We start from the raw sequence: 21,528 nt of genomic DNA, 5'->3' as shown, positions 1-21,528 counted from the left end.
CCGTCGGAAATGCAGAAACACGCGCCTCTGACACGTGCGAGGAAAACTTCACTCGCAGGCGTCAGAAACGCGTGTTTCTGACGGACGGTCGATCAGTGCTGGCCGATCAGTGCGGGCCGTAGCCCTGGCCGATCAGCCCTGGCCGATCAGCCCTGGCCGATCAGCGCTGGCCGGGTCGCTTCTTGCCCGCGGCCATGCCGAAGCCCTTGGCCTTCGACGCTCCGGTCTCGGCGATCGTGCGGCCGCCATCGGCTGCACCGGCTTCTGCTGTACCGGTTTCTGCTGCGCCGGTTTCTGCTGCACTGCCGTTCGACGACACTGCCTCGCCCTCGCCCGCGGCGTTCGTGGACGCCTCGGCCGACTCTGCCGGTGCTTCCGCCGGAGTCTCCGACGCTGCGTCGGCCGATCCAGCTTCCGGCACCTCGGCTTCCGCTGCAGCAGCGGCTTCCGGCTCGGGAGTCGACGCTGCGGGAGCTGCGGCCTTGGGTGCCGACGCCCCGCCCGGCCGCTTCTTGCCTGCGGCCATGCCGAAGCCCTTGGCCTTGGCGGGCTTCTCCTCCGTCACCGCTGCGGCCGAGGCCGTAGCAGTCGACGTCGTCGAGGCAGTTGTCTCTTCCGGAGCGCTGGCCTCGCCACCGGTCTCGGGCTGTGTCGGAGCGGATTCCGCCGCCGTGCTCTCAGCCGGAGCGGACTCAGCTGCCGCAGGTGCCGACGCCTCTGCAGCCGGGGCGGCAGGCTTCGCAGCCCCCGACCCGGTGCCTCCCGGGCGCTTCTTGCCCGCGGCCATGCCGAAGCCCTTCGCCTTGGCGGGCTTGTCCTCGGTCACTGCGGCTGCGGAAGTGCTTGCAGCCGTGGCCGATTCGGTGTCGGCGGTCGGAGCGGCGTCGGGTGCGGATTCGGTCTCTGCCACCTTGTTCTCCGCGGCGGCTGTGACTCCGGCGTCGGCTGCGGCCGCATTCGCGGTGCTCGCTGCGCCGGGCTTCTTCGCCCCGGGCCGCTTGCCCGCAGCCATGCCGAATCCCTTGGCCTTGGCCGGTTTCGGCGCATCGGCCGTGGCGCTTGCCGCGCCTGCATCACTTGCCGCTGCGGTATCACTCGCCGCGTCCTCGACTGCCGCCGACGACTCGGCCTGCGCAGGAGCGGGCTGCGCGGACGCAGGCTTGGCCGCCGCGCCCGGCTTCTTCATGCCGCCCTTCATGCCGAAGCCCTTGGAGGCAGGCTTCTTTTCGGTCGTCTCCGCCGATGCAGCAGGTGCCGACGCTGTCTCCGTCGACGCTGCGGGAGCCGACGCTGCCGGGGCCTTGGTCGCTGCGCTGCCTGCGCCGGGCTTCTTGCCGCCCTTCATCCCCAACCCGACCTTGGGCTTGGGCTTGGCGTCGGTAGCAGCGCCCGCGGCAGCTGCGGCGGGCGCGGCGGCAGCCACCTTTTCCTTCTCGGGCTCGGGTTCCGGCTCGGGCGCGGGCTTGGAGCCCGGTCCGAGGAAACGTCCGCCCCGCTTGACCTCTGGCAGACCACGCTTGACCGAATCGAGCAGCATCTGCGAGACGTCGACGACCTCGATCTTGCCCTCGTTCTCGGTGCCCGACGTCCGTGCGGTCACGCCGTCGGTCAGCATCACGCGGCAGAACGGGCAGCCCGTCGCGATCTTCTGCGGTGCCTCGTCGTTGCTGCCCGAAGCGCCATTGGCGGGACCACCCTTCGCGGAAGCCAGGGTGTCGAGAGCCTCGTCGACGCGGTCGATATTGATCCGCTTGCCGATCTGCTCTTCCATCCACATGCGCGCACCACCGGCGCCACAGCACATGGACCGTTCGCCGTGGCGAGGCATCTCGCGCAGCGTCGAACCGGATGCTTCCATCAGCTCACGCGGAGCGTCGTAGACCTTGTTGTGGCGTCCCAGGTAGCAGGGGTCGTGGTAAGTGACGCCCTCGCCCATCGGTGCCACCGGCACCAGGCGCTTCTCCCGCACCAGGCGGTTGAGAAGCTGCGTGTGGTGCACCACCTCGTACTTCGCGCCGAGCTGCGGATACTCGTTGGACAGCGTGTTGAAGCAGTGCGCACAGGTCACGACGACCTTCTTGCGCTGCGTCGGCGCCGTCTCGAAGACCCCGTTGATGGTCTCGATGTTCTGCTGCGCCAGCATCTGGAACAGGAACTCGTTGCCGGCACGTCGTGCCGAATCGCCGGTACAGGTCTCGCCCTCGCCGAGAACCATGAAGTTCACCGCGGCGATGTCGAGGAGTTCCGCGACAGCCTTCGTGGTCTTCTTCGCGCGATCCTCGTACGCGCCTGCGCAACCGACCCAGAAGAGGTACTCGAAACCCTCGAACGATTCGACGTCGGCACCGAAGACCGGGATCTCGATGTCCATCTCGTCGATCCAATTGATGCGTGCCGACGCGTTCTGACCCCAGGGGTTGCCCTTGTTCTCGAGGTTCTTGAACATGCCCGCGAGCTCGGTCGGGAAGTCGGACTCGATGAGCACCTGGTAGCGACGCATGTCGATGATGTGGTCGACGTGCTCGATGTCGACGGGACACTGCTCGACGCACGCACCGCAGGTGGTGCAGCTCCACAGGGTTTCGGTGTCGATGACCGCACCAAGCTGTTCGGGGTCGAATGCGCCGTCCTCGTCGACGATGCCCTCGCCGCCGCCCATCGCGCCCTTCGACTCGCCGACCAGTTTGCGCGACGCCTCAGCGCGCGCGGCCTCGGGAATCTTGGCGAGCTTCGCCTCGTCGACGTTGCCCTCGGCGTCGACGAGTCCGACCTCGTCGCCGCCCATGTCCTTGCGGCCACCGGCGATCAGATACGGCGCCTTGGCCTGTGCGTGATCGCGCAGCGACATGATGAGCAGCTTGGGGCTCAACGGCTTTCCGGTATTCCACGCCGGGCACTGACTCTGGCAGCGACCACACTCGGTACACGTCGTGAAGTCGAGCCAGCCCTTCCACGAGAAGTCCTCGACCTTGCCTGCACCGAACGCGTCGACGTCAGGGTCGGCGGTCTCCATGTCGAGGACCTTGCCCTGGCTCATCATCGGCTTGGCAGCACCGAGTGCGACCCCGCCGTCCTGCTCACGCTTGAGATAGATGTTGAAGAACGCCGCGAAGCGGTGCCACGCGACGCCCCAGTCGATGTTCGCGCCCACGACTGCCAGCCAGATCATGCCGCTCATCAGCTTGACGACAGCAGCTGCGGTCACCCAGTAGACCGACGAACCCTCGAAGAGCTGCGCGAAGTAGTGGGTGAAGAACGACGTCCAGATCGGCGGGTCCTCGATGCCCGACGAGATCTTGAACGTCTTCACGAAGATCATGCCGAGGCCCTCGATCAGGACCACGAGCTCGACGAAGTATGCGGCGCCGAAGCGTGAACCCGAGAAGCGGGACAGGCGCGCGGGCATCCGCGGGTGGTTGAGCTGACGGATGATGATCAGCGCCATGATGCCGATCACGGTGCCGAGGCCGAGCACCTCGTCGGCGAAGATGTAGACGTTCCACGCGCCGATCACCGGCCAGTGGAATTCGGGGTCGAAGATCTGGCCGTATGCCTCGAACCAGAAGATCGCACCGATCATGAAGCCGAACATCACCAGCCAGTGCGCCCAGCCGACGGTCCGGAACTTCACCATGCGCGTGTGGCCGACGAATTCCTTGAGCATCGTCCACAGTCGTGGACCGACAGGCCAGTAGCGGGTGCTGTCGACCTTCTGGCCCTGGGCGATCGCGCGCACCATGGTCCACACGCCGCGTAGGAAGCTGGCCCAACAGAACAAGCTGATGACCGCGGCAATAGTGCCGATGGTGATCGTCGTGGCATTCACGGCGTCCCGGCCCCTCTCATGTTGATCATCGACCTAGTCGCGCAGGGCTGACGTGCGCGGGGTCGGACGTCTACTACAGGTAACCGTAATTCTTCACGGGTACCTCGCGCTGCCAAGGTTGCCCTTACCTGGTGTGGACTGTAGGCGTTGCGATAAGGGAATGATACTCATGAGTAACTGACTATCCAGTCAGTTCCGGGTGACGTGAACCTCTCCCGCTGCTCGGTCGCTGCCGTTCTGATGAACCAGGCGACTTGCCGTGTGCGGGCGCCGCATCCATTGCAAAAGAGGTGACGTGTGTCACGAATGAATGATAAAGCGTCGTACATCTCAGTAGAAATCCAAAATTATGCCCCGAAAATTGGGGTCACTAATCTTTTTCGTATTGCGCACGAAGTTGGTTTTAGCGCGATAAATTCGATATGTCATCAGATGGACTACAACGACTGCAGCGGGTTGCGGGCGTCGGTCGACTGGGCAAGAATAGTAGGTGAGCTGCGACGGGGCGGGTCGATGTTGTGGGATCGATGCCAACTCGGAGGTGGGGACTGTGGGGCCAGCGCGGTTGTTTGCTGTCAGAATCATTGCTGTTCTTGTTGTTTCATTCGGCTGCGCTTACATTTTCTGGCGATGGAGCGACACCATCGCATGGTCCGCCTGGTGGATTGCTATTCCATTGGTTATTGCGGAAACATATTCGCTTTCCGAATCCATTCTTTTCGCATTTATGATGTGGAATGCGCGCGAGCGACCTTTACCGCCGGTGGCGCGACCAGGTCTCACGGTCGACGTATTCATCACCACATATAACGAGCCGCTCGAGCTGGTGGTACGAACCGCGATCGGCGCGCGCGAGATCTCCTACCCCCACAACACCTGGATCCTTGACGACGGCGATCGCGAGGAGTTCCGGATCGCGGCGGCTCGGCTGGGTGTCGGATACCTCACTCGCGGTGAGGAGTGGAACGGGCGTCAGCGACACGCCAAGGCCGGCAACATCAACAACGCGCTGTTTCTGACCGACGCGGAGTTCGTGGCGATTCTCGACGCCGACCAGGTCCCCAAGCCGCAGTTTCTCGACGCCGTCCTCGGCTACTTTGACGACGATGCGGTGGCCTTCGTGCAGACCCCGCAGTACTTCTGGAATGTCCCTGATTCCGATCCGCTGGGTAGTCAGGCCGAACTGTTCTATGGCCCCATCCAGCAGGGTAAGGACGGCTGGGGTGCTGCATTCTTCTGCGGCTCGAACGCTGTCCTGCGGCGCGAGGCCCTGATGGCACTCGGCTTGCGCACGTACTCGCGCGGTGCTGATCCGCAGGTCAGAAGGGCTATTCGGGACGAATGGGCGCGTCTTGAGGGCCTGATCAACGAAGTCGGGCATGGATCGGGACTGCGCGTCCCACTCGAGGATGCGCTCGATGTGGTGCGTGGCGCGCGACGCAGTTTGCGGCGTGGCGCGCCGGTGGGCGAGGTCGCCTTCGAATTGCGTGCCGGTATCCACGACATCCTCGATTCACACGCGTGGCTACCCGAGGAGATCGTCGAACAACTGCACAAGACGATGGACACGGTTGAAGTGTCCCGGATCGACCAGGCCTTGGCGATCCAGCCCATCAACACCGCCACGGTCACCGAGGACATGGCGACCGCGATGCATCTGCACGCCATGGGCTGGGAGAGCGTCTACCACCACGAGGTCTTGGTGGAGGGGCTTGCACCCGACGACCTCGCGACAATGCTCGGCCAGCGTCAGCGATGGGCCACCGGGTCGATGCAGGTATTTTTCGCCAACAACCCGCTCTTCCAATCCGGGCTGACGTTTGCGCAGCGGCTGATGTACCTGGCCACCATGACCTCGTATCTCAACGGGTTCGCAGCGGTGGTCTACATCGCCGCGCCGATCATCTACTTCACGCTCGGTGTGTTCCCCATGAACGCTTACCCACTGGACTTCTTCGCACGGTTCATTCCCTTCTTCGTCTGTTGCCAGTTGCTGTTCCAAGTGGCCGGGTACCGGTCCGGGGGGCTGTGGCGTGGGCAGCAGATATCGTTCGCGCTGTTCCCGGTCTGGATATCGGCCACCCTCTCGGCTGCCGCGGCGGTCTTCTTCCGACGGCACATCTCCTTCTCGGTGACCTCCAAGGAGCAGATCGACGCGCGGGTCGACTACCGGCCGATCATCCCGCAGCTGGTCGCGATGGTGGCACTAGTCGCATCGTCCGGAGTGGGCATCCTTCGCTGGCTTCACGGCGACGCCGAGACCTTCCCGACCTTCCTGTCGCTCGGGTGGGTCGGCCTGGATCTGCTCTTGCTTTCGTCCGTCGTCCGTGCCGCCCACTATCGTCCGACACCCATCGGATCGGTCGACGACTACATCGAGGGTTCTGTGTTGGCCGAAAGCCCCGCGCCACAGCGTTCCACCTGATCTACGACTCCCAGCCCGCCAAACCCTGGAGAAGAACATGTCACTGGCCCACGAAACATTCGCAGAGTTCGACGACCAGACTGCCGACGTCCGGGTGTCCGGCCGGCTCGATGTGACATCACGTCTGTGTGACGACGTCGCCGGTGCCTGTGCGGCCGGTGCACGTCCCGTACTCGTCGACGTCGGCGACCTCAGCGGTGTCACGCCGTCCGGCATGGCTGAGCTGATGCACGCCGTGCGGTGGGCAAGGTCGCGACGCGCCGATCTGCGCGTCCACGGAAAATCCGTGGCATTGCTCGATGCGCTGGACGCACTTGATCTCGGCAGGGTGATGGTTCTCTACACCGACCGCACCGCAGCGATTGACCGCGATCACGGACGGGTCGAAACCGTCACGCGTACAACGCGGTTCACGCGCCGGAGGCGTCTGCCTCCGGTCGCTCGCGCGACGCCGGATGCGTCGGTGTGGCCCAGCAGCGGTCGGGATGAAACGGTCCCTGCGCCAGCAGAGGTGGTGACACGGCTCGACGTGGATCGCTCAGTTCACTCGGATTCCCCTGCCGCCGTTGATGATCGCGAGGCCGTCGGCGCTGTTGACGGGGGCGCGTCGGGTATCGCCGATGTCGCCGTGAGTGGCCTGTGGGGTGTCTCCTCGAGTGTCCACCACCAAGTGGGCCGGTTGTGCGCCTCGGGTGCGAAGCTGGTGCTGGTGGACGTTGGTGGTGTCTCTTCCGTGACGCCGTCGGGCATGGCCGATCTCATGCATGCGGTTCGGTCGGCGCGGAGACTCCGCGCCGACCTACGGATCTTCGGGCACTCACCCGCTGTAGCCGATGCCTTTGACGCGCTCGAGTTGGGCAAAATTCTTGTGCTCTATCCGGATAGAAGCGCGGCGCTGATCTGTGATCGACGCGTGCCCGACACTAGGTCGCGGGGACTGCGTCTAATGCGGACCGGAAAGCGTTCTCGCTCTGAGGGTTCGAATTGAAGCGCCAGTCTCGCTCCTTGTTCGCCTGGAACCACACGAACCCGTCGACGCCTGCCTCACGGCTGACGAGCGAGACGAAATCATGGATCCACGTGGCTTTCCGTGTCGGATCCGGGTCGTCGGCGGATGCGACCTCGGTGACGAGAATCGGCTTGTCGCCGAGTCGACGGAGGCCGGCGAATGCGTTCGAGAAGATGAATCCAGGTGAGGCCCAGCCATGTTGGCCGTCGTTGCCCCAGTTGTAGCCGTCGATCCCCAGGTAGTCGACCTCGTTGTCGCCGGGGTAGGCCGCGTCGAATCCAGGGATGCCCGAAATCGCCGCCATTGGCGCCCAAACCATCGAGATATTATGCGGATCAATCGAATTCAGGATCGATCGGACATGACGCCAGGCGTCGATGTAGGACTGCGGAGTGTTGCCGTTCACGTGCACCCCCCACGGGTACCAATCGCCGTTCATTTCGTGGGCGAATCGCACGATCACCGGCCGGCCGAATTCCTTCAGGCCGTTCGCCCACCGTCGGAGGTCGTTATCGAAGGCGCCGTCGGCGATGCGCGACAGCCGATAGTCCGGCTGGTTGACACCGCCGGATGGGTTCCACGGTTCGATACTCACGATCGGAACAGCGCCGGTCTCGGCGATTCTGGTCAGATCCGCGTGTGGTACCGGTTCGCGGAGTCCGCTGAAGGTGAGGATCAGATCCAACGGGCGATCAGCGAGGGTAGTGACCCCGACTACTCCGGCATCGGAGTCGACGTCACTCCCCTTCAGGTCGGGAAGATAAGCGCCCCAACGAATATGGTGCGGACCGGCGGAGTCGCCACCGTCGCTGCACGCGCCAAGCGTGAGCACCAGGATCAGTGCAACGAGCGGCATGGCGATACGCGCGACGTCGACATTGTCTGTCTGTATTCGTGGTCCCACAACAGTTCCGTTTCGCTCGGTAGCACTGGTGAGGAAAGTGTGGCATGACATGAGCAGCCCGCCAATCGATAGCAAGACAACGAGTCCGGATGACATCGCGGAACCAGGATTCGCGGAGCGGTGGTCGCGGCGCAGGCGCCGTCGGCCGTCGGCGCTGATCCCGGTCATCGCGATGCTGATCGGTGTCGGGACCGCGGGCGCACTGTTCCAGCACTACTTGCCCGAGCCCACGCCGCCCTGTGCGGTCACCGACTTCCATCGGGCCGTTCCGAACTCAGGGATCCTGTTCGGCGTCAACCTCGACTGGCAGTCCGAGAGCCTGCGAGAACATCACGACAACCTTGGGCACGCTCCCGCGGTCGCAGTGCAGTTCTCCGACATCCCGTACAACAATCAGACGTGGTCACACACAGTCGCGGCTGCCAATCAGGTGCGTGATGAACGCGGCATCATGGTGCTGACTTTGGAGCCGCACGCTGGATTGGCCACGATCACGGAGGGTGTCGTCGGCCGTCTGGGTGACGACCTGCGCAAGCTGAACGATTCGGGCGTACCGGTTATCCTGCGATTCGCACACGAGATGAACGGTTCCTGGTACGCATGGGGCCAGCAACCCCGAGCCTACGTCGAGACATTCCGCCGAGTGGCTGCGATGGTCCATCGGAAAGCGCCGGGGACGGCGATGATGTGGGCGCCGAACTACGGCGGCGGGTATCCGTTCGAAGGCGGAAAGTACGTGGCGCGCAGAGGAACAGACAACTACCGGTTGGCCGACACCAATCACGACGGAAAGCTCACAGCATCCGACGACTCATATGCGCCGTACTATCCGGGCGACGACGCGGTCGATTGGGTGGGGATTTCGTTGTATCACTGGGGAAATCGCCGTCCGTGGGGCAACAACGATGTGAGCGAACCCGGAAAGTTCACGGCGATGCTCGAGGGTCGCTATAACGGGACTGCCGGCCACGACCTCACGGTGCCGAACTTTTATCAGATCTACGGCACGCAGCACCAGAAGCCAGTGGCGATTGTCGAGACGGCCGCGATCTACACCCCGGCGCGTGCGGCTCAGGGCGCCTCAGAGCTCGCGGTGAAGTCGACGTGGTGGCGGCAGGTCTTCGCCGCCGACATACCGTCGCGTTACCCGATGCTCAAGATGATCAACTGGTTCGAGTGGCGCAAGTACGAGATCGAGATCAAAGATGTCGTCGACTGGCGTGCCGCCGGTTCACCGGATACCAGGAGCGCATTCGTCAGCAGCCTACCGAAGTGGCTCGACTATGCCAACTCGGTGCATCCGTGCTGAAAAACATTGCCCTGCAACCTATGTGGTACGCCAACCTACCCGGCGCAGGGATTATGTCTGCACGTCCGCGACCTTCTCGAGCTCCTCGAGCGAGGTGTCGAGGTGGGTGAGTAGCCGCTGCAGGCTCGGCACTTCCTTGCGGGCGCCCGTCAGCCCGAAGTTGATATGGTCGGCAGTGGTGGCGACGGTGATGTTGATCGCCTGCCCGCCCAGCGGAATCGATGCCGGGTAGACGCCGTCGAGTTTGGCCCCGTTCCAATACAAGTCGGTTTTCGGGCCGGGAACGTTGCTGATGATCAGGTTGAACTGCGGAGGCGTGTACCGCACGAATCCCGGAACGGTGGCGAGAGCCAGCGGCGCAAAGTTGGCCGCGCCCAACGCCATTGACTGCACCGGAGACAAGCTCCGCACCAGTTCTTTGCTCTTGCGCGTCGACGCGATGATCGTGGCCAGGCGTCGTTCCGGATCCGGCTGATCGGTAGCAAGATTCACCATGATCGCGGTGATGTTGTTGCCGTCGGCGTCGTTGTCGGTGTGCAGCGAGACCGGCATCGCAGCGATGAGTGGTGCGTCGGGAAGGGCGTCCTGGTCGATCAGGTAGGCGCGCATCGCACCCGAGCACATCGCGACCATGACGTCATTGATCGTGATCTGCATTGCGTCGGCGATCGCACGTAGGCGTGTGAGCTCCCACCGCTGTGCGGCGAACCGCCGGGCACTGCCGATGGGGACGTCGAGAATTGTCTTCGGTGCGGCATGCAGTGGCGGGACGAAGGCATCATCGGTGAACGCGGTGTATGCGACCTTTGCCGCGGCCGCGCCCAGTCCGACGACCTCACCCGCGAGTCCCGTTGCGGTGCCTGCGATGTCGCCGATTCGCGACAGCAGCCCCTTGGCGGGCGCCGTCGGTTTGGGGCGTCGTCGCATCAAGGACGGATTCCACGGCGCGGTACCCGATCGGTCGTCGGGGTCCTCGCTCAGTGTTCGTTCCAGTAGCCGCAGAGCCGATACGCCGTCGACGATCGAATGGTGAATCCTGGTGTACAGCGCGACGCGACCGTCTTCAAGACCGTCGATGACGTGGACCTCCCACATCGGACGGTTCCGGTCGAGCAGTGTGCCGTGATGGAGCGAGACATAGCGGAACAGTTCGCGGATGCGCCCGGGACGGGGCAGGACGGCACGGCGGACGTGATAGTCGAAGTCGATCTCGTCGTCGAACGACCACATCAACGACCCGACGAGGCTGACAGGTTGGGCCGGCCGCTTGCGGAACAGCGGATGCACGTCGGTGCAGGAGTAGAAGGTCTCGAAGATCTCCTCGGCCAGTTCGGTAGATGACTGGCCCTCGCGAGGAATGAACAGTTGCAGTCCGCCGACGTGGATCGGTTGATCGCGGGTCTCTGCCAGCAGAAACATCGACGCGGTAACGGGCATGTATGACATGAGGCCCCCTGGGTTCTCTTCGACGACGATGATGGTCACAACGATTGATGATGGTCACAACGACCAGAGCAGCAGTCGTCGATCACACCAGTATCCACCGTGCCGTATGGACCACACGTCAGATCGCCCCGATCGCTGTTGATTAGCGTGTGAGCGGTGAACACCGGATCGCGGATCAGCAGCGTTGCGGGTCGATTGTTGCTTGTGCTCCTCGTGCTCGGCGAACTCATCGTGACGGTAGCCGCGACCTGGGTGTTCGTGGCGTCGTCGGGCCGAATCGTCGACGCGCAGGGCATCCCGAACCGGTCGACCCTGCTCGTCCTCGGCTCCCTGGTCTCCGACGGCGAGCCGGGTTCGTATGTGCGGGGACGCCTCGACACGGCGCTCGATCTGTACCGGACGGGCGCCGTCGCCCGCGTCGTCGTCTCCGGCAACGGCGATGCGGATGCCGGCGACGAGCCGGCCGTGATGCGTGACTACCTCGAGGCGCACGGCGTGCCCGCGTCAGTGATCGTCGACGACCCCGCCGGGTACGACACCGAACGCAGTTGCCGACGGCTACCCGAGGTGATCGGCGGGGCGGCGTCGAATCCGGTGGTGATCGTCACGCAGGACTTTCACGTCTCGCGCGCCATCGCACTGTGTCGTGCACGTGGGATCGACGCGCTCGGCGTCGAGGCGCAGTGCCCGTGCTCGTGGTGGACGTTGGCGCGCAACCACATTCGGGAGACGTTCCTCGCTCGACCCCGAGCGTTGCTCAGTGTTCTCTGACGCCGCGCCTGCCCGCCAAACGCCGCCCGATTCGGCAGACGCGTCTGGTGTACCGACCGCGTTCACCAGAACGAGCCGCGTCTACGAAACCCCTACGACGACGCCCCTACGACGACGCCCCTACGACGGCAGGTGCACTCGGCGCGGAGTCGGCGCGCGGGCTACGGAACGGAATCCGCGGGCGGCCGGTCAGGTACAGCGCGCCGGGGAGTCGGCGCAGAATCTCGACGAGCAGTAGCGACCCGGCCAATGTGGCCAGGTAGACGACGATGGTCGACCACGGCTGGCCCATGGCTTCACGCACCCACGATGTGCCGTTGCGCTGCGGGTACATGATCATCGTCAGCACCAGCACATGGACGAGGAACACCGGGAACGAGCGATTGGACGCGTACTTCACGGCCCGCGCGAACCGCGGGGTGAACTCACGTCGGTTCTCGGCCCAGTGCAGGGCAACCGCGTATAGGCAGGTCATCGCGACGACCAGGAACGGAACCAAGGCGGGGTAGAACGCGGAGTTGTTGTCGTGCACCGGTTTGCCCGCGAACCAGACGCCCCCGATGTACGAGCCGACGGCGATCGCCGCGGTCACGAGCAGCGCACCGAACAACCACCAGCCCTTGCCCTGCAGCCATGCGCCGATCTGCTTGCGGTGCACCGCGGCGACAGCGCCGTACAGGATGAAGAACTGATAGGGGACGAACGTGGCGTAGTTGTGCCACCAGCGGGCCGCGACGGTCGCGGGCGGATTCCAATGCGTGATGGTCGCGGCGACGGCGAACTGCAGCACCAGGCTGACACCCAGTAGCGCCAGGTGATGCCCGGTGGTTGCGCGCAGCAGCCAGACCACCAGCGGGAAGATCAGGTAGACCTGCAGCATCACGAACAGGAAGTACATCTGGAACCCGGAGAGGCCCCAACTGAGCTGGTAGAAGAAGTTGGTCAGGCTCGTCGGGATCTCGGTGAGCTTGCCCGCCAGCCACATGTTGACCACCCAGTAGACGGCCGACCAGATCACGTACGGATAGATCACCAGCTTGATTCGACGCTTCCAGAACGTCGGCGCACTGAAGTCTTGCTTGTCGAAGTTCTGGTACATCAACACAAAGCCGGTGAGGGCGAAGAACGTGTTGCGCGTGAAGTGCAGCAGCAGCGACGTGGTGTTGACCGGCATGCTGGTGAACTCGTTGGTGGTCTGCGTGAGGCAGTGCACGAAGATGACCAGTGAGAATGTCACCGTTCGGATCAGGTCGACCTGGTGTAGATAGGGGCGGCGAGTCGGTCGCGTAATCGAGGCGTCGGCGTCGGCCGTCGACTCGTTTGCACGCGAAACCAACGTCGTCGACATACTCAGACTCAGCCCCTGACAGTTCTCGTGGACGGTGTTCGTGGCCGGATCTCGTCACGTCGACCGGGTACCCGAGCCTCGATGCCCGCCCCTTGCGTCAACGTTGCGGCACCATCGCGTTGATGGGCCGTGATCCTCCCGTTATCGACTATGAGCTTATCAGTGCAGTCTGGACGCCCCCTGAGACGTGGCTGTCAGGGAGTCTCACCGCTATACAGACTCACCACCACCGCAGCGCACGGCCCAGATCGGCGTCGACCGCGGGGATGAGGCTGCGCACGAACGTCGCCGACAGGTGGTGGTAGTCGTGCCAGACCAGGATGTTGCCGACGACAGCCGGGCAGTAGGTCGGGCTGCACATCGCGTCGGTGTAGTCGAGAAATGACATGTTCGGATACTGCGATGCGATGGCCTGCGCGGGGTCTGCCTCCGCCATCGCCACATCCCGGTCGACGCCGCAGACCTGCGGTTTCTTGCCCTGTGCGAGGCATTCCGGGGGCTTGAGTTTGCCGTGCGCCCAGGGGTTGTCGCGCACCGCGACGACCCGCTGTCCCCGGTCACGGAACTGCGTGAAGATGTCGGTGTAGTCCTTGGGAACGGTGTCGCCGGGACCGTTCTCGACGGGCCGTGTGCTGTTGGTGAACACGACGTCGGGTTTGTCGACGGCCAACCGGCCCATCACGCGTCGTGACCAGTCGTTGCACTGGTAGTACTTCTGCCCGAACCAGGTGAATACGTGGGAGGTGGTCAACGCGCAGCCGACCTTCAGGTAGGTGGTGACCCGGAATCCGCGCTGCTTGCCGACGGCGTCGAGCGCGGTGATCCACTGTTCCGCGTGCGATCCGCCGACCAGCGCGACGGTGCGTGTGGCGGCGGGATCGCCGTAGACGCCGACCTTGATCGCCGGATCCTTCCAGCCGCTGATCATCGAGTCGTACGAGGTGATCGGCCAGTCCTTGTCGACGACCTCCGGGCTGGGCTGCGGGTCGACGCGGGGCGTCGGCGCGCCGTCGAGGTACGCGCGCGCACCGGGGTAGAGCCGGGGGTCGAGGTTGTCGGTGTTGACCGTCGCGTTCGCTGCGTTCCGCTGCCAGACGACGGCCGTCGTGCCTGCGATGATCGTCGCGATTACGAGCAGGGCGGTGAGCGCGACACGATACGAGCGGCCGAAACCGGTGTTCCGTCCGGATCGCAGCGGAGCCTCGATGTACCGGGTCGTCAGCCACGCGAGCAGCAGCGATACGGCGAGAATCGCAGTGCCCTCGTACCAGCTCACGTCGTCCTGGAAGCGCCACGCGAGGTAGAAGATGAGCAGCGGCCAATGCCACAGGTAGAGCGCGTAGGCCACCGAACCGAGCCACACCAGACGCGGGTGCGCGAGCGCTCGGCTGATCAGTCCTGCGTCGTTCGACGCCGCGTCGCGGGCGGCGGGTGAACCCGTCCAGATCAGCGCGAGCGTTGCGCCGACGGGAATCCACGTCCAGACGCCCGGATACTCCGACACCCCGCTGATCCACCAGCCGCAGCTCACGATGAGCGCGAGGGCCCCAACACCGACGACGTCGCGCAGCCAACCGGGCACCGCCAGTCGGTTGCGATGTACCTGCGTGAGTCGTTGAGGGATGGCGACGGCCAACAGCCCGCCTGCGAGCGGCTCCCACAGCCTCGCGACCGTGTCGTAGTAGTTGAACGGCTGATTGACGCCGTGGCGGTACACCGCCCAGGCGAACGAGACGACTGCGACGGCCAGCAATGCGACGCCGACGATGCCACGAATGACGCGGGCCTCGCCGAACACCGAGGTGCGACGCGCGAGCAACTTCAGGACGCCGCCGAGCGCGAGCATGCACACGAGCGTGAGCACGAAGAACTGGCCCTGCATCGACATCGACCACAGATGCTGCATCGGACTGTTCGCCGAATCCGCGGCGGCGTAGTCCTGTGAGTCGAACGCGAGGTGCCAGTTCTGGTAATAGAGCGCACTCGCCTGGATTTCCGAACCCAAAGGGCCCCAACGGGTTCTGGGCATGATCAGTGCGATCAGGGCGGTGATGACAGCCAGTACGACGAGCAGCGCGGGCAAGAGGCGACGTACCAGCCGCCAGAAGCGGGGCCACGGATTCACCGCCCGTCGCCACGACACGTTCGGCGGGTTGGTCGCGATGACGTGCTTGAGCAATGAGGCGATGAAGAAGTAGCCGGACAGGGTGAGGAACACGTCGACGCCGCCGGACACCCGGCCGAACCACACATGGAAGATCGCGACGAGCGCGATCGCGATACCCCGCAGACCGTCGAGGTCGAGGCGGTACCCCGAGGTGTTGCCGGTGGCGGCGTCCTCGTTCGGGGTGCCGGCGGCGATCCCGGCGTCGGAAAGCGTGGAACTCACAGGCAGCGATGGTAGCGCGGCGAACGACCCGGTCTGCGGACCCCGTCGGCGCGGGAGGTTTGCGCCTTCGTGCTTCTAAATCTTTTCCCACCACAGTGCATCGCGCACGCTGTGTCCATCGTCGAAAAGTCCAGACCCAAAGGAGCACACATGGCAGACCAGAAACGTCGATCCGTTGCGATCGTCGGCGCGGGAGTAACCGGTACGAGCGCTGCGCTCGGCTTCCTCGACGCGGGATTCGACGTCACTCTCTACAGCGACCGCGATCGAGAGTCGTTGCGAGACAAGGTCCCACCGACCGGCGTCGGCGTGCTGTTCGGCAGCTCACGCGACTGGGACGCGCAGATCATCGACGACCTCTACGAGGTGGGCAACACCACCGGAATCAGCGTCCGGCTGTCGTCTGGTGAGGGTGCCGAGCGTGTGGACGTCCTCGAGTTCAATCCCGACTACGGCTATGTCGCACAGGCCGTCGACCTACGGCTGCGCGCCGACGACAGGCTCGGCCGGTTCCTCGAGCGCGGCGGACGCTTCGAGGTCGAGGCCGTCGACCCCGACCGTCTCGACGAGATCGCGGCCGACAACGACCTGACCCTCGTCGCCACGGGCAAGGGTGGGCTGGCCTCGTTCTTCCCCGTCGACGACGAGCGCACCCACTACCGTGAGCCGCAACGTCGGCTGTTGCAGGTCACGCTGACCGGGCTCGACCACGGTCCCGACACGTTCGCCTACCGTGCGGCCGACGGCGGACGTCAGTCGCTGTTCAACCTCGACAGTGACAACGGTGAGATCTTCGTCGGACCCTTCCTGCACAAGGATGCGGGCGCCACATGGTCGTTCATCGTCTTCGCCAAGCCCGACGGCGCGTGGGCGCCGAAGATCGACGAGGTGACCGACGCCGCGTCGGCGCGCCAGGCGATCGTCGACATCTTCGACGAGTGGTTCCCCGCGGATGCTCCCGCGATCCGCGAGCTCGCCGTCATCGAGTCCGACCCCTACTCATGGTTGAAGGGTGGTGTCACCCCGACCGTCCGCAAGCCCGTCGGCACGACGAAGAGCGGGCACGTCGTCGCGGCGATCGGCGACACCGCGATCGCCGTCGATCCGGTTGCCGGGCAGGGTGCGCAGAACTCACTGATCCAAGTCGCCGAACTGGTGCAGGCCGCCAAGGCGCGCCTCGACGACGACCCGTCGGCTGAGTTCTCCGCGCAGTGGCTGGTCGACGAGTTCGAGAAGCATTGGGAGAGAAGAGGACACGCGTCCGTCGAGGTGACGAGGCTCTACCTCGGCGACCCCGATTACGCGACCCACCTCGAACTGGCCTTCCCGGCCGCAGCGGTCAACGTCGACGTCGCCTCGGCGCTGTTCGGCCTGCTGTCCGATCCCAATCCGCTTCTCACACTTGGTGATCGCGACGACGTGCTCGGCTTCATCTCGGCCGTGTCGGGCGAGCCTGCCGACGACGTGCTCGGCCGGTTCGAACCGGTGGGAAGCTTCAGCTCGCGCGCAGTTCCCGCCTGATCAACTCGCAACACTTCTCTGACGCAACGGGTTCCGGCCACACATCTGTGGTCGGGGCCCGTTGTTCGTGTCCGTGGAGCCGGCCGGTGCGGGGGGCCTCAGGAACCGTTGGCGTGCGCGTCGTTGGTGACGCGGGTGATCAGCTCGAGGATCTGCTCGAATGCCTTTGATTTCGGATCGACCAGCGACGAATGTGTTTGTCCCGGCATGATAATCGCCTGTGCGCGCCCACCCGCCTTCGCATCCGCCGCGACGTAATCCTGCGAGAGTACGTGCGGCACCACATGATCCGATGTTCCGGCGATCGCTATGACCGGTGTCTGCGGATCGAGATTCTGGATCGGGTCGACCGATGCGTATCGGTCCGGAACCTGGGCAGGAGTGCCGCCGAGTACGCGCACGATGCGCTTGTCGCCCATCGCGACGGCTCGACGCATGTCGAGTGGACCCGCGAGCGAGACGACGGTCGTCGGACGGAACGTCGGGGATGCGCCGACCTCGCCTGGACGCAGATCCTGTCGCGTACTCGCCCACACAGCGAGCTGCGCGCCCGCCGAGTGTCCGACGGCGACGGCGTTGCTGAGGTTGAGTTGGGGATAGGCCTTCGCGAGGTCGGGGATGGCATCCATTGCCGACGCGACGTCGACGAAGGTCGTCGGCCAGCCGCCGCCATTGCCGACCCGGCGGTACTCGACGTTGACCACGGCGAGTCCGCGTTCGGCCAGGCGTCGCGCGAAGGTGGCGAACGTGCCCGCCCCGATCTTGGCCTGCCATGCCCCGCCGTGGATGAGCACGACCAGCGGGACCTTGCCCTGCCGAGGCGGAAGGTAGAGGTCCATCCAGTTCTGTCGAGGATCGGCCTGCCCGGTCGATACCGCGTAGAAGTAGCGATGCAGCGCGATCTTCGACCCGGTCGCCTGATTGTTTATGTCCTTGGCTGCTGCGCCTCGGGGAACAGCGGCCGACACCTTGGCGGTCGCGGGTACGGCACCTGAGGGAGCAGGAGTCGAGGCACCGACCGACTCGTGCGACGGCGTCGAGCACGCCGCGGCCACCGTGCACGCGAAAGCCAGCGCCGCGATCGTCAGGGCGCGGCGGGGTGACGGCACGGTGCGGGGGGTGGCCACGTGAGACAAGGTCCTCGGCATTGGTGTCGGGTGGGGGGTGTCGGGGTGTCGGGTCAAGGCGGGCGGGCACATGGCTCGGCGAAGAGTTCGCGTGTCCATTGTGCCCGCAGGACTGCGCCCGATCCTTACGTGAGCGTGTGAGATCGTACGAATATCCGACGTGGGAGGAGTCAGCGATGGGTGAATCGCGGTGGTCGTTGTCCGATGCGCCGGATCTGTCCGGACGTACCGCCGTGGTCACGGGTGCGAATTCGGGCGTTGGTCTGGCGACAGCGGGCCACCTGGCAGGTCTCGGAGCGAGGGTCGTACTGGCGTGCCGCAACGTCGAGGCCGCACAAGGCGCGCGGGATGCGATCGTCGCGGAGGGCGGTTCCGGTGGCCCAATCGCTCCTGACAACCACATCGCTCGCAACATCGAGATCGTCCAGGTCGACCTGAGTGAGCTGGTTTCGGTGCGCCGCGCCGCCGACGAGTTGGCCGAGCGTTTTCCGGCGATCGACATTCTCGTCAACAACGCCGGGGTGATGCGCGCGGAGCGTGAACTGACGAAAGACGGCGTGGAGCTGGACTTCGCCACCAACTTCCTCGGACACTTCGCGCTCACCGGGCTGCTGCTCGGCCCGCTGTGTGCAGCTCGTAACGCCCGCATCGTGTCGGTGTGCTCGAAGTTGTCGTCGGTGGGGCGACTCGACCCCGACGACCTCGCGATGGACGTCGGCTACAGCGCCGCGGCCGCGTACTCGCGGTCGAAACTGGCGCAGGCGATCTTCGCTATCGCGCTGCAGCGTCGGCTCGCGTTGCTCGGCGACGGTGCGCCGTCGTCGGTCCTGGCGCATCCGGGTGCCACCCATAGCGGCGTGATGCGCGATCAGGGCATGCTGAGCTGGCTGTTCACCACACCGACCCTGCGGTGGGTGCGACGCACGTTCATCATGGACCCCGCCGAGGGCGCGCTGTCGAGTGTGCGTGCCGCCACCGATCCCGGATTGCTCGGTGGTCAGTACATCGGCCCGGGAGGATTCCTGGAACTGTCTGGCGCGCCGGTATTGGTCGCGCCACCGGAGGAGACCGACGACCTCCGCCTCGCCCGCGCACTCTGGGAAGCTGCGGAGAAGGCGACGGGCGTCGGTTTCGACCTACCGGGCTATCCGGTCAACCCCCAGTCCTGATTCCACGGATGGACGGTGCAGACGAGCGGCGTCGAGACTCCCAGTGCGCGCAGCGTCACGGAGATCGCCCGCGGTGAGTACGTCATCACGGAGTGCCCCGAGACATCGACCGGACAGCCGTCCTGGAGCAGGACGTTGTTGACCCTCGCGCCGGGACCGGCAGTCAGGAACGTGGCGGTATACGGAGTCGAGAACTGGTCGAAGCGGGTGGCGATCACCGTGTAGTCGACACCCGCGAAAGTCTCACCGCCACGGTTGAGTTCGGTGATCATCGACGACCCGACGAGTTGCTCGTACCCCGCACTTCCCGCAATGGCCGTGATGGATGGTTCGACGTTGACGCCTGCGTCGCGCAGCACCGCGGCGAGCGCGCCCGGGCCACTCAGTGTTGTCCCGTGATTGGTGGCGCCGAGTGTCACCACGTGCGCGATCACGTTGTGCGCGGGGTCGGCGGGATCGGCACCGCCCATGTACTTGAGGTAACGACGGATGAGCACGCCGCCCGCAGCGGCGGTGGGTGTCGCGGGCGCCCGTCGCTGCCAGTGCGGCGACGGTCGCGATCGCGACGGTGAACAGCGTTGTGAGGTAACGGCGCATGGAGTCCCGGCCTCAGCTGTTCGGCGGCGTCTGGTCGGGCCAGCGCCGAGCCTTTTGCAGCTGCGCCGCGACCTGACAGATCAGGGGTTCGCTGTTGTTGGGGCCGACGACCTGCACGCTCAACGGCAGGCCTCCGGAGAAGCCTGCGGGTACCGCTGCTGCCGGGTTGCCCACGACGTTCCACACGGAGGTGTATGCCGCGACCGGTGACGCCTTGGACGATGCCTCGACGAACCCCGCGCCGTCGAGTTGTCCTATGGGATAAGCCTTTCCGGGCGTTGTCGGACAGATCAGCAGATCGTAGGCGGGAAACACCGACGCCAGGATCTGCTTTCCGACGGTCTTGCTGAGTTCGATGGCCTTGGCCACTGCGATATCCGACGCCAGGCCGGTGCTGCGCCCGATGTCGACGCCTTCGCGGGTGCGTCGCTCGAGCAGCTCGTAGTGGTCGGCGCGGCGGGCTTCGGTGCTGAATCCGCCGAGAACCTGCGGTTGGAACGCTGCGGTGAGTGTCGCAGGGTAGACCGGATCGTGTGCGACGACGCGGTGGCCCAGCTTGCCGAGTATGGCGCCGGTCTGCAGCACGGCGCGACGTGTGTCGTCGTCGAGGTGCGTGCCGGCGGGCTGCGCGGTGGAGATCGCAATCCGTAGTGACCGAACAGGTTTCGTCAACGCCTCGGTGAGTGTGTACGGCCACGGATCGGCCTTGTAGAGATCCACCCCGGCGACACTGCCGTGGATGCAGTCGAGAATCAGCGCGGTGTCTTCGACCTTCCGGCACAGCGGGCCGATCACACGAGAGACTTCCACAGGTCGACGTTGGGTGCTGCCGACACTCGCCCACGCTGGAGTTTCAGCCCGTACAAGCCGCACCAGGACGACGGCAGGCGAATCGATCCGCCACCGTCGCCACCGATCGCTGCGGGAACCATGCCCGACGCCACCGCCGACGCGGTCCCTCCCGACGACCCTGCGGTGGAGTGCAGGATGTTCCACGGGTTTCGGGTGTATCCATGTGCCGACGTCTCTGTGAACGGCCAGATGCCGAACTCCGGCATGGCCGTGATCCCGAGGATGACCGCACCCGCCGCGCGCAGGCGCTTCACCACCTCGGCGTCGTCGGTCGAGGGTTTGGTGAACGCCGCGCCGCCGTAGGTCGTCGGGACGCCTTTGACGTGATTTTCGGCTTTGATCCCGATCGGCACGCCGTGCAGTGGACCGAGGCGTGCGCCGCTGGCCTTCTTCGCGTCGAGAGCGTCGGCCTCGGCGCGGGCGCGCTCGTGAAGCGGAATTGTCCACGCGCGCAACGTCGGATTGAGCATGTCGATCCGAGCCAGGAAGAAGTCGGTGATCTGTCGTGCGGTGAACTCGCCTGCCGCAATGCGTTTGGCGATCTCGACGACACCTGCGAACGCGATGTCTTTGTCGTGTGGGTCGAGGTCGCGGCCCGCAGCCGCAGCGGGTGCGGCCCCCGTCACGCCTTGCAGCGCAACCGCACCCACCGCCGCCGCGGCAACTCCCCCGACGAGGACGGAACGTCTGCGGAAGCCTGAGCGCTGGACGCTCCCAGGCGTGTCATGTGATCCTGTCCCCGTTGAGTGCTCGTGTGGATGGGGGGCACTTCCAACGCCCCGTACCGCCTGTGATGCCGACATGGTTCCCCTTTGCCCCGGCCGTCGTGATTCGT

The 21,528-nt window shown here is 65.1% G+C and carries 15 protein-coding genes and 1 pseudogene; 6 read left to right on the top strand and 10 right to left on the bottom strand.

The window, feature by feature from the left end; all coding sequences use genetic code 11:
- Positions 1 to 160 precede the first annotated feature (160 nt).
- The gene (locus GOSPT_RS00990) at positions 161 to 3,826 is read right to left on the bottom strand and encodes a (Fe-S)-binding protein (protein WP_005201958.1); all 3,666 of its coding nucleotides are present in this window, start codon (positions 3,824 to 3,826) and stop codon (positions 161 to 163) included.
- Between the two features lie 763 nt (positions 3,827 to 4,589).
- Between GOSPT_RS00990 and GOSPT_RS00985 the strand changes: the two genes are divergently transcribed.
- Together GOSPT_RS00985 and GOSPT_RS24730 are read left to right on the top strand one after the other, a co-directional pair.
- Positions 4,590 to 6,251 carry a glycosyltransferase family 2 protein gene (locus GOSPT_RS00985; protein WP_005201957.1) on the top strand — a complete coding sequence of 554 codons (1,662 nt, stop codon included), beginning with the start codon at positions 4,590 to 4,592 and terminating at the stop codon, positions 6,249 to 6,251.
- 37 nt (positions 6,252 to 6,288) lie between these two features.
- Positions 6,289 to 6,525: pseudogene (locus GOSPT_RS24730) on the top strand (STAS domain-containing protein); the annotation flags it as partial.
- A gap of 264 nt (positions 6,526 to 6,789) precedes the next feature.
- On the opposite strand, the gene GOSPT_RS24475 reads toward GOSPT_RS24730, so the two are convergent.
- Complete coding sequence (locus GOSPT_RS24475; RefSeq protein WP_280985311.1) at positions 6,790 to 6,915, bottom strand: hypothetical protein; 126 nt, start codon at positions 6,913 to 6,915, stop codon at positions 6,790 to 6,792.
- 259 nt (positions 6,916 to 7,174) lie between these two features.
- A complete protein-coding gene (locus GOSPT_RS00970; protein ID WP_231894713.1) occupies positions 7,175 to 8,164 on the bottom strand; it encodes a glycoside hydrolase family 26 protein in 990 nt (329 codons plus the stop codon).
- A 49-nt stretch (positions 8,165 to 8,213) separates the two neighbouring features.
- On the opposite strand from GOSPT_RS00970, the gene GOSPT_RS00965 reads away from it, so the two are divergent.
- Positions 8,214 to 9,473: a glycoside hydrolase family 26 protein gene (locus tag GOSPT_RS00965; RefSeq protein ID WP_245548672.1), complete on the top strand. Its 1,260-nt coding sequence runs from the start codon at positions 8,214 to 8,216 to the stop codon at positions 9,471 to 9,473.
- A gap of 51 nt (positions 9,474 to 9,524) precedes the next feature.
- On the opposite strand, the gene GOSPT_RS00960 is transcribed toward GOSPT_RS00965, so the two are convergent.
- Positions 9,525 to 10,919, bottom strand: a complete 1,395-nt coding sequence (locus GOSPT_RS00960; protein WP_039854211.1) for a WS/DGAT/MGAT family O-acyltransferase — start codon at positions 10,917 to 10,919, stop codon at positions 9,525 to 9,527.
- Between the two features lie 198 nt (positions 10,920 to 11,117).
- Here GOSPT_RS00960 and GOSPT_RS00955 point away from each other — a divergent pair, with 198 nt between their 5' ends.
- Positions 11,118 to 11,690, top strand: a complete 573-nt coding sequence (locus GOSPT_RS00955) for a SanA/YdcF family protein (RefSeq protein WP_005201952.1) — start codon at positions 11,118 to 11,120, stop codon at positions 11,688 to 11,690.
- A gap of 106 nt (positions 11,691 to 11,796) precedes the next feature.
- On the opposite strand, the gene GOSPT_RS00950 is transcribed toward GOSPT_RS00955, so the two are convergent.
- Together GOSPT_RS00950 and GOSPT_RS00945 are read right to left on the bottom strand one after the other, a co-directional pair.
- Positions 11,797 to 13,038 (bottom strand): acyltransferase, encoded by a 1,242-nt coding sequence (locus GOSPT_RS00950; RefSeq protein ID WP_005201951.1) that lies wholly within the window; start codon positions 13,036 to 13,038, stop codon positions 11,797 to 11,799.
- Positions 13,039 to 13,258: 220 nt separating this feature from the next.
- Positions 13,259 to 15,427, bottom strand: coding sequence for an acyltransferase family protein (locus GOSPT_RS00945; protein WP_005201950.1), 2,169 nt, complete (start codon positions 15,425 to 15,427; stop codon positions 13,259 to 13,261).
- A 150-nt stretch (positions 15,428 to 15,577) separates the two neighbouring features.
- Here GOSPT_RS00945 and GOSPT_RS00940 point away from each other — a divergent pair, with 150 nt between their 5' ends.
- Complete coding sequence (locus tag GOSPT_RS00940; protein WP_005201949.1) at positions 15,578 to 16,948, top strand: styrene monooxygenase/indole monooxygenase family protein; 1,371 nt, start codon at positions 15,578 to 15,580, stop codon at positions 16,946 to 16,948.
- Positions 16,949 to 17,046: 98 nt separating this feature from the next.
- Here the strand turns inward: GOSPT_RS00940 and GOSPT_RS00935 are convergent, their stop codons facing one another.
- Positions 17,047 to 18,075, bottom strand: coding sequence for an alpha/beta hydrolase family protein (locus tag GOSPT_RS00935; protein ID WP_005201948.1), 1,029 nt, complete (start codon positions 18,073 to 18,075; stop codon positions 17,047 to 17,049).
- Between the two features lie 176 nt (positions 18,076 to 18,251).
- Between GOSPT_RS00935 and GOSPT_RS00930 the strand changes: the two genes are divergently transcribed.
- Positions 18,252 to 19,244, top strand: a complete 993-nt coding sequence (locus tag GOSPT_RS00930) for an oxidoreductase (protein WP_005201947.1) — start codon at positions 18,252 to 18,254, stop codon at positions 19,242 to 19,244.
- Here GOSPT_RS00930 and GOSPT_RS00925 read toward each other — a convergent pair.
- The 3 genes from GOSPT_RS00925 to GOSPT_RS24455 all read right to left on the bottom strand — a co-directional run bounded on the left by GOSPT_RS00925 (position 19,220) and on the right by GOSPT_RS24455 (position 21,319).
- On the bottom strand, positions 19,220 to 19,741 hold the full coding sequence (locus GOSPT_RS00925) for a hypothetical protein (protein ID WP_005201946.1): 522 nt from the start codon (positions 19,739 to 19,741) through the stop codon (positions 19,220 to 19,222). The genes GOSPT_RS00930 and GOSPT_RS00925 overlap by 25 nt on opposite strands.
- A 112-nt stretch (positions 19,742 to 19,853) precedes the next feature.
- Positions 19,854 to 20,651: an amidase family protein gene (locus GOSPT_RS24470; protein WP_269449457.1), complete on the bottom strand. Its 798-nt coding sequence runs from the start codon at positions 20,649 to 20,651 to the stop codon at positions 19,854 to 19,856.
- Complete coding sequence (locus tag GOSPT_RS24455; protein WP_267626580.1) at positions 20,633 to 21,319, bottom strand: amidase family protein; 687 nt, start codon at positions 21,317 to 21,319, stop codon at positions 20,633 to 20,635. Before GOSPT_RS24455 ends, GOSPT_RS24470 begins: the two co-directional genes overlap by 19 nt.
- Between the last annotated feature and the right edge of the window lie 209 nt (positions 21,320 to 21,528).

Origin of the sequence: Gordonia sputi NBRC 100414, from assembly GCF_000248055.1 — a bacterium.
GTDB classification, from domain to species: domain Bacteria; phylum Actinomycetota; class Actinomycetes; order Mycobacteriales; family Mycobacteriaceae; genus Gordonia; species Gordonia sputi.
The sequence above is the reverse complement of the archived record's forward strand: the minus strand, read 5'-3'. Positions and strand labels throughout refer to the sequence as shown.

Bases quoted from the DNA above. Each gene is read 5' to 3' on its own strand.
- GOSPT_RS00965 (WP_245548672.1), top strand. From the start codon at position 8,214: ATGAGCAGCCCGCCAATCGATAGCAAGACAACGAGTCCGGATGACATC.
- GOSPT_RS00960 (WP_039854211.1), bottom strand. From the start codon at position 10,919: ATGTCATACATGCCCGTTACCGCGTCGATGTTTCTGCTGGCAGAGACC.
- GOSPT_RS00950 (WP_005201951.1), bottom strand. From the start codon at position 13,038: ATGTCGACGACGTTGGTTTCGCGTGCAAACGAGTCGACGGCCGACGCC.
- GOSPT_RS00940 (WP_005201949.1), top strand. From the start codon at position 15,578: ATGGCAGACCAGAAACGTCGATCCGTTGCGATCGTCGGCGCGGGAGTA.
- GOSPT_RS00930 (WP_005201947.1), top strand. From the start codon at position 18,252: ATGGGTGAATCGCGGTGGTCGTTGTCCGATGCGCCGGATCTGTCCGGA.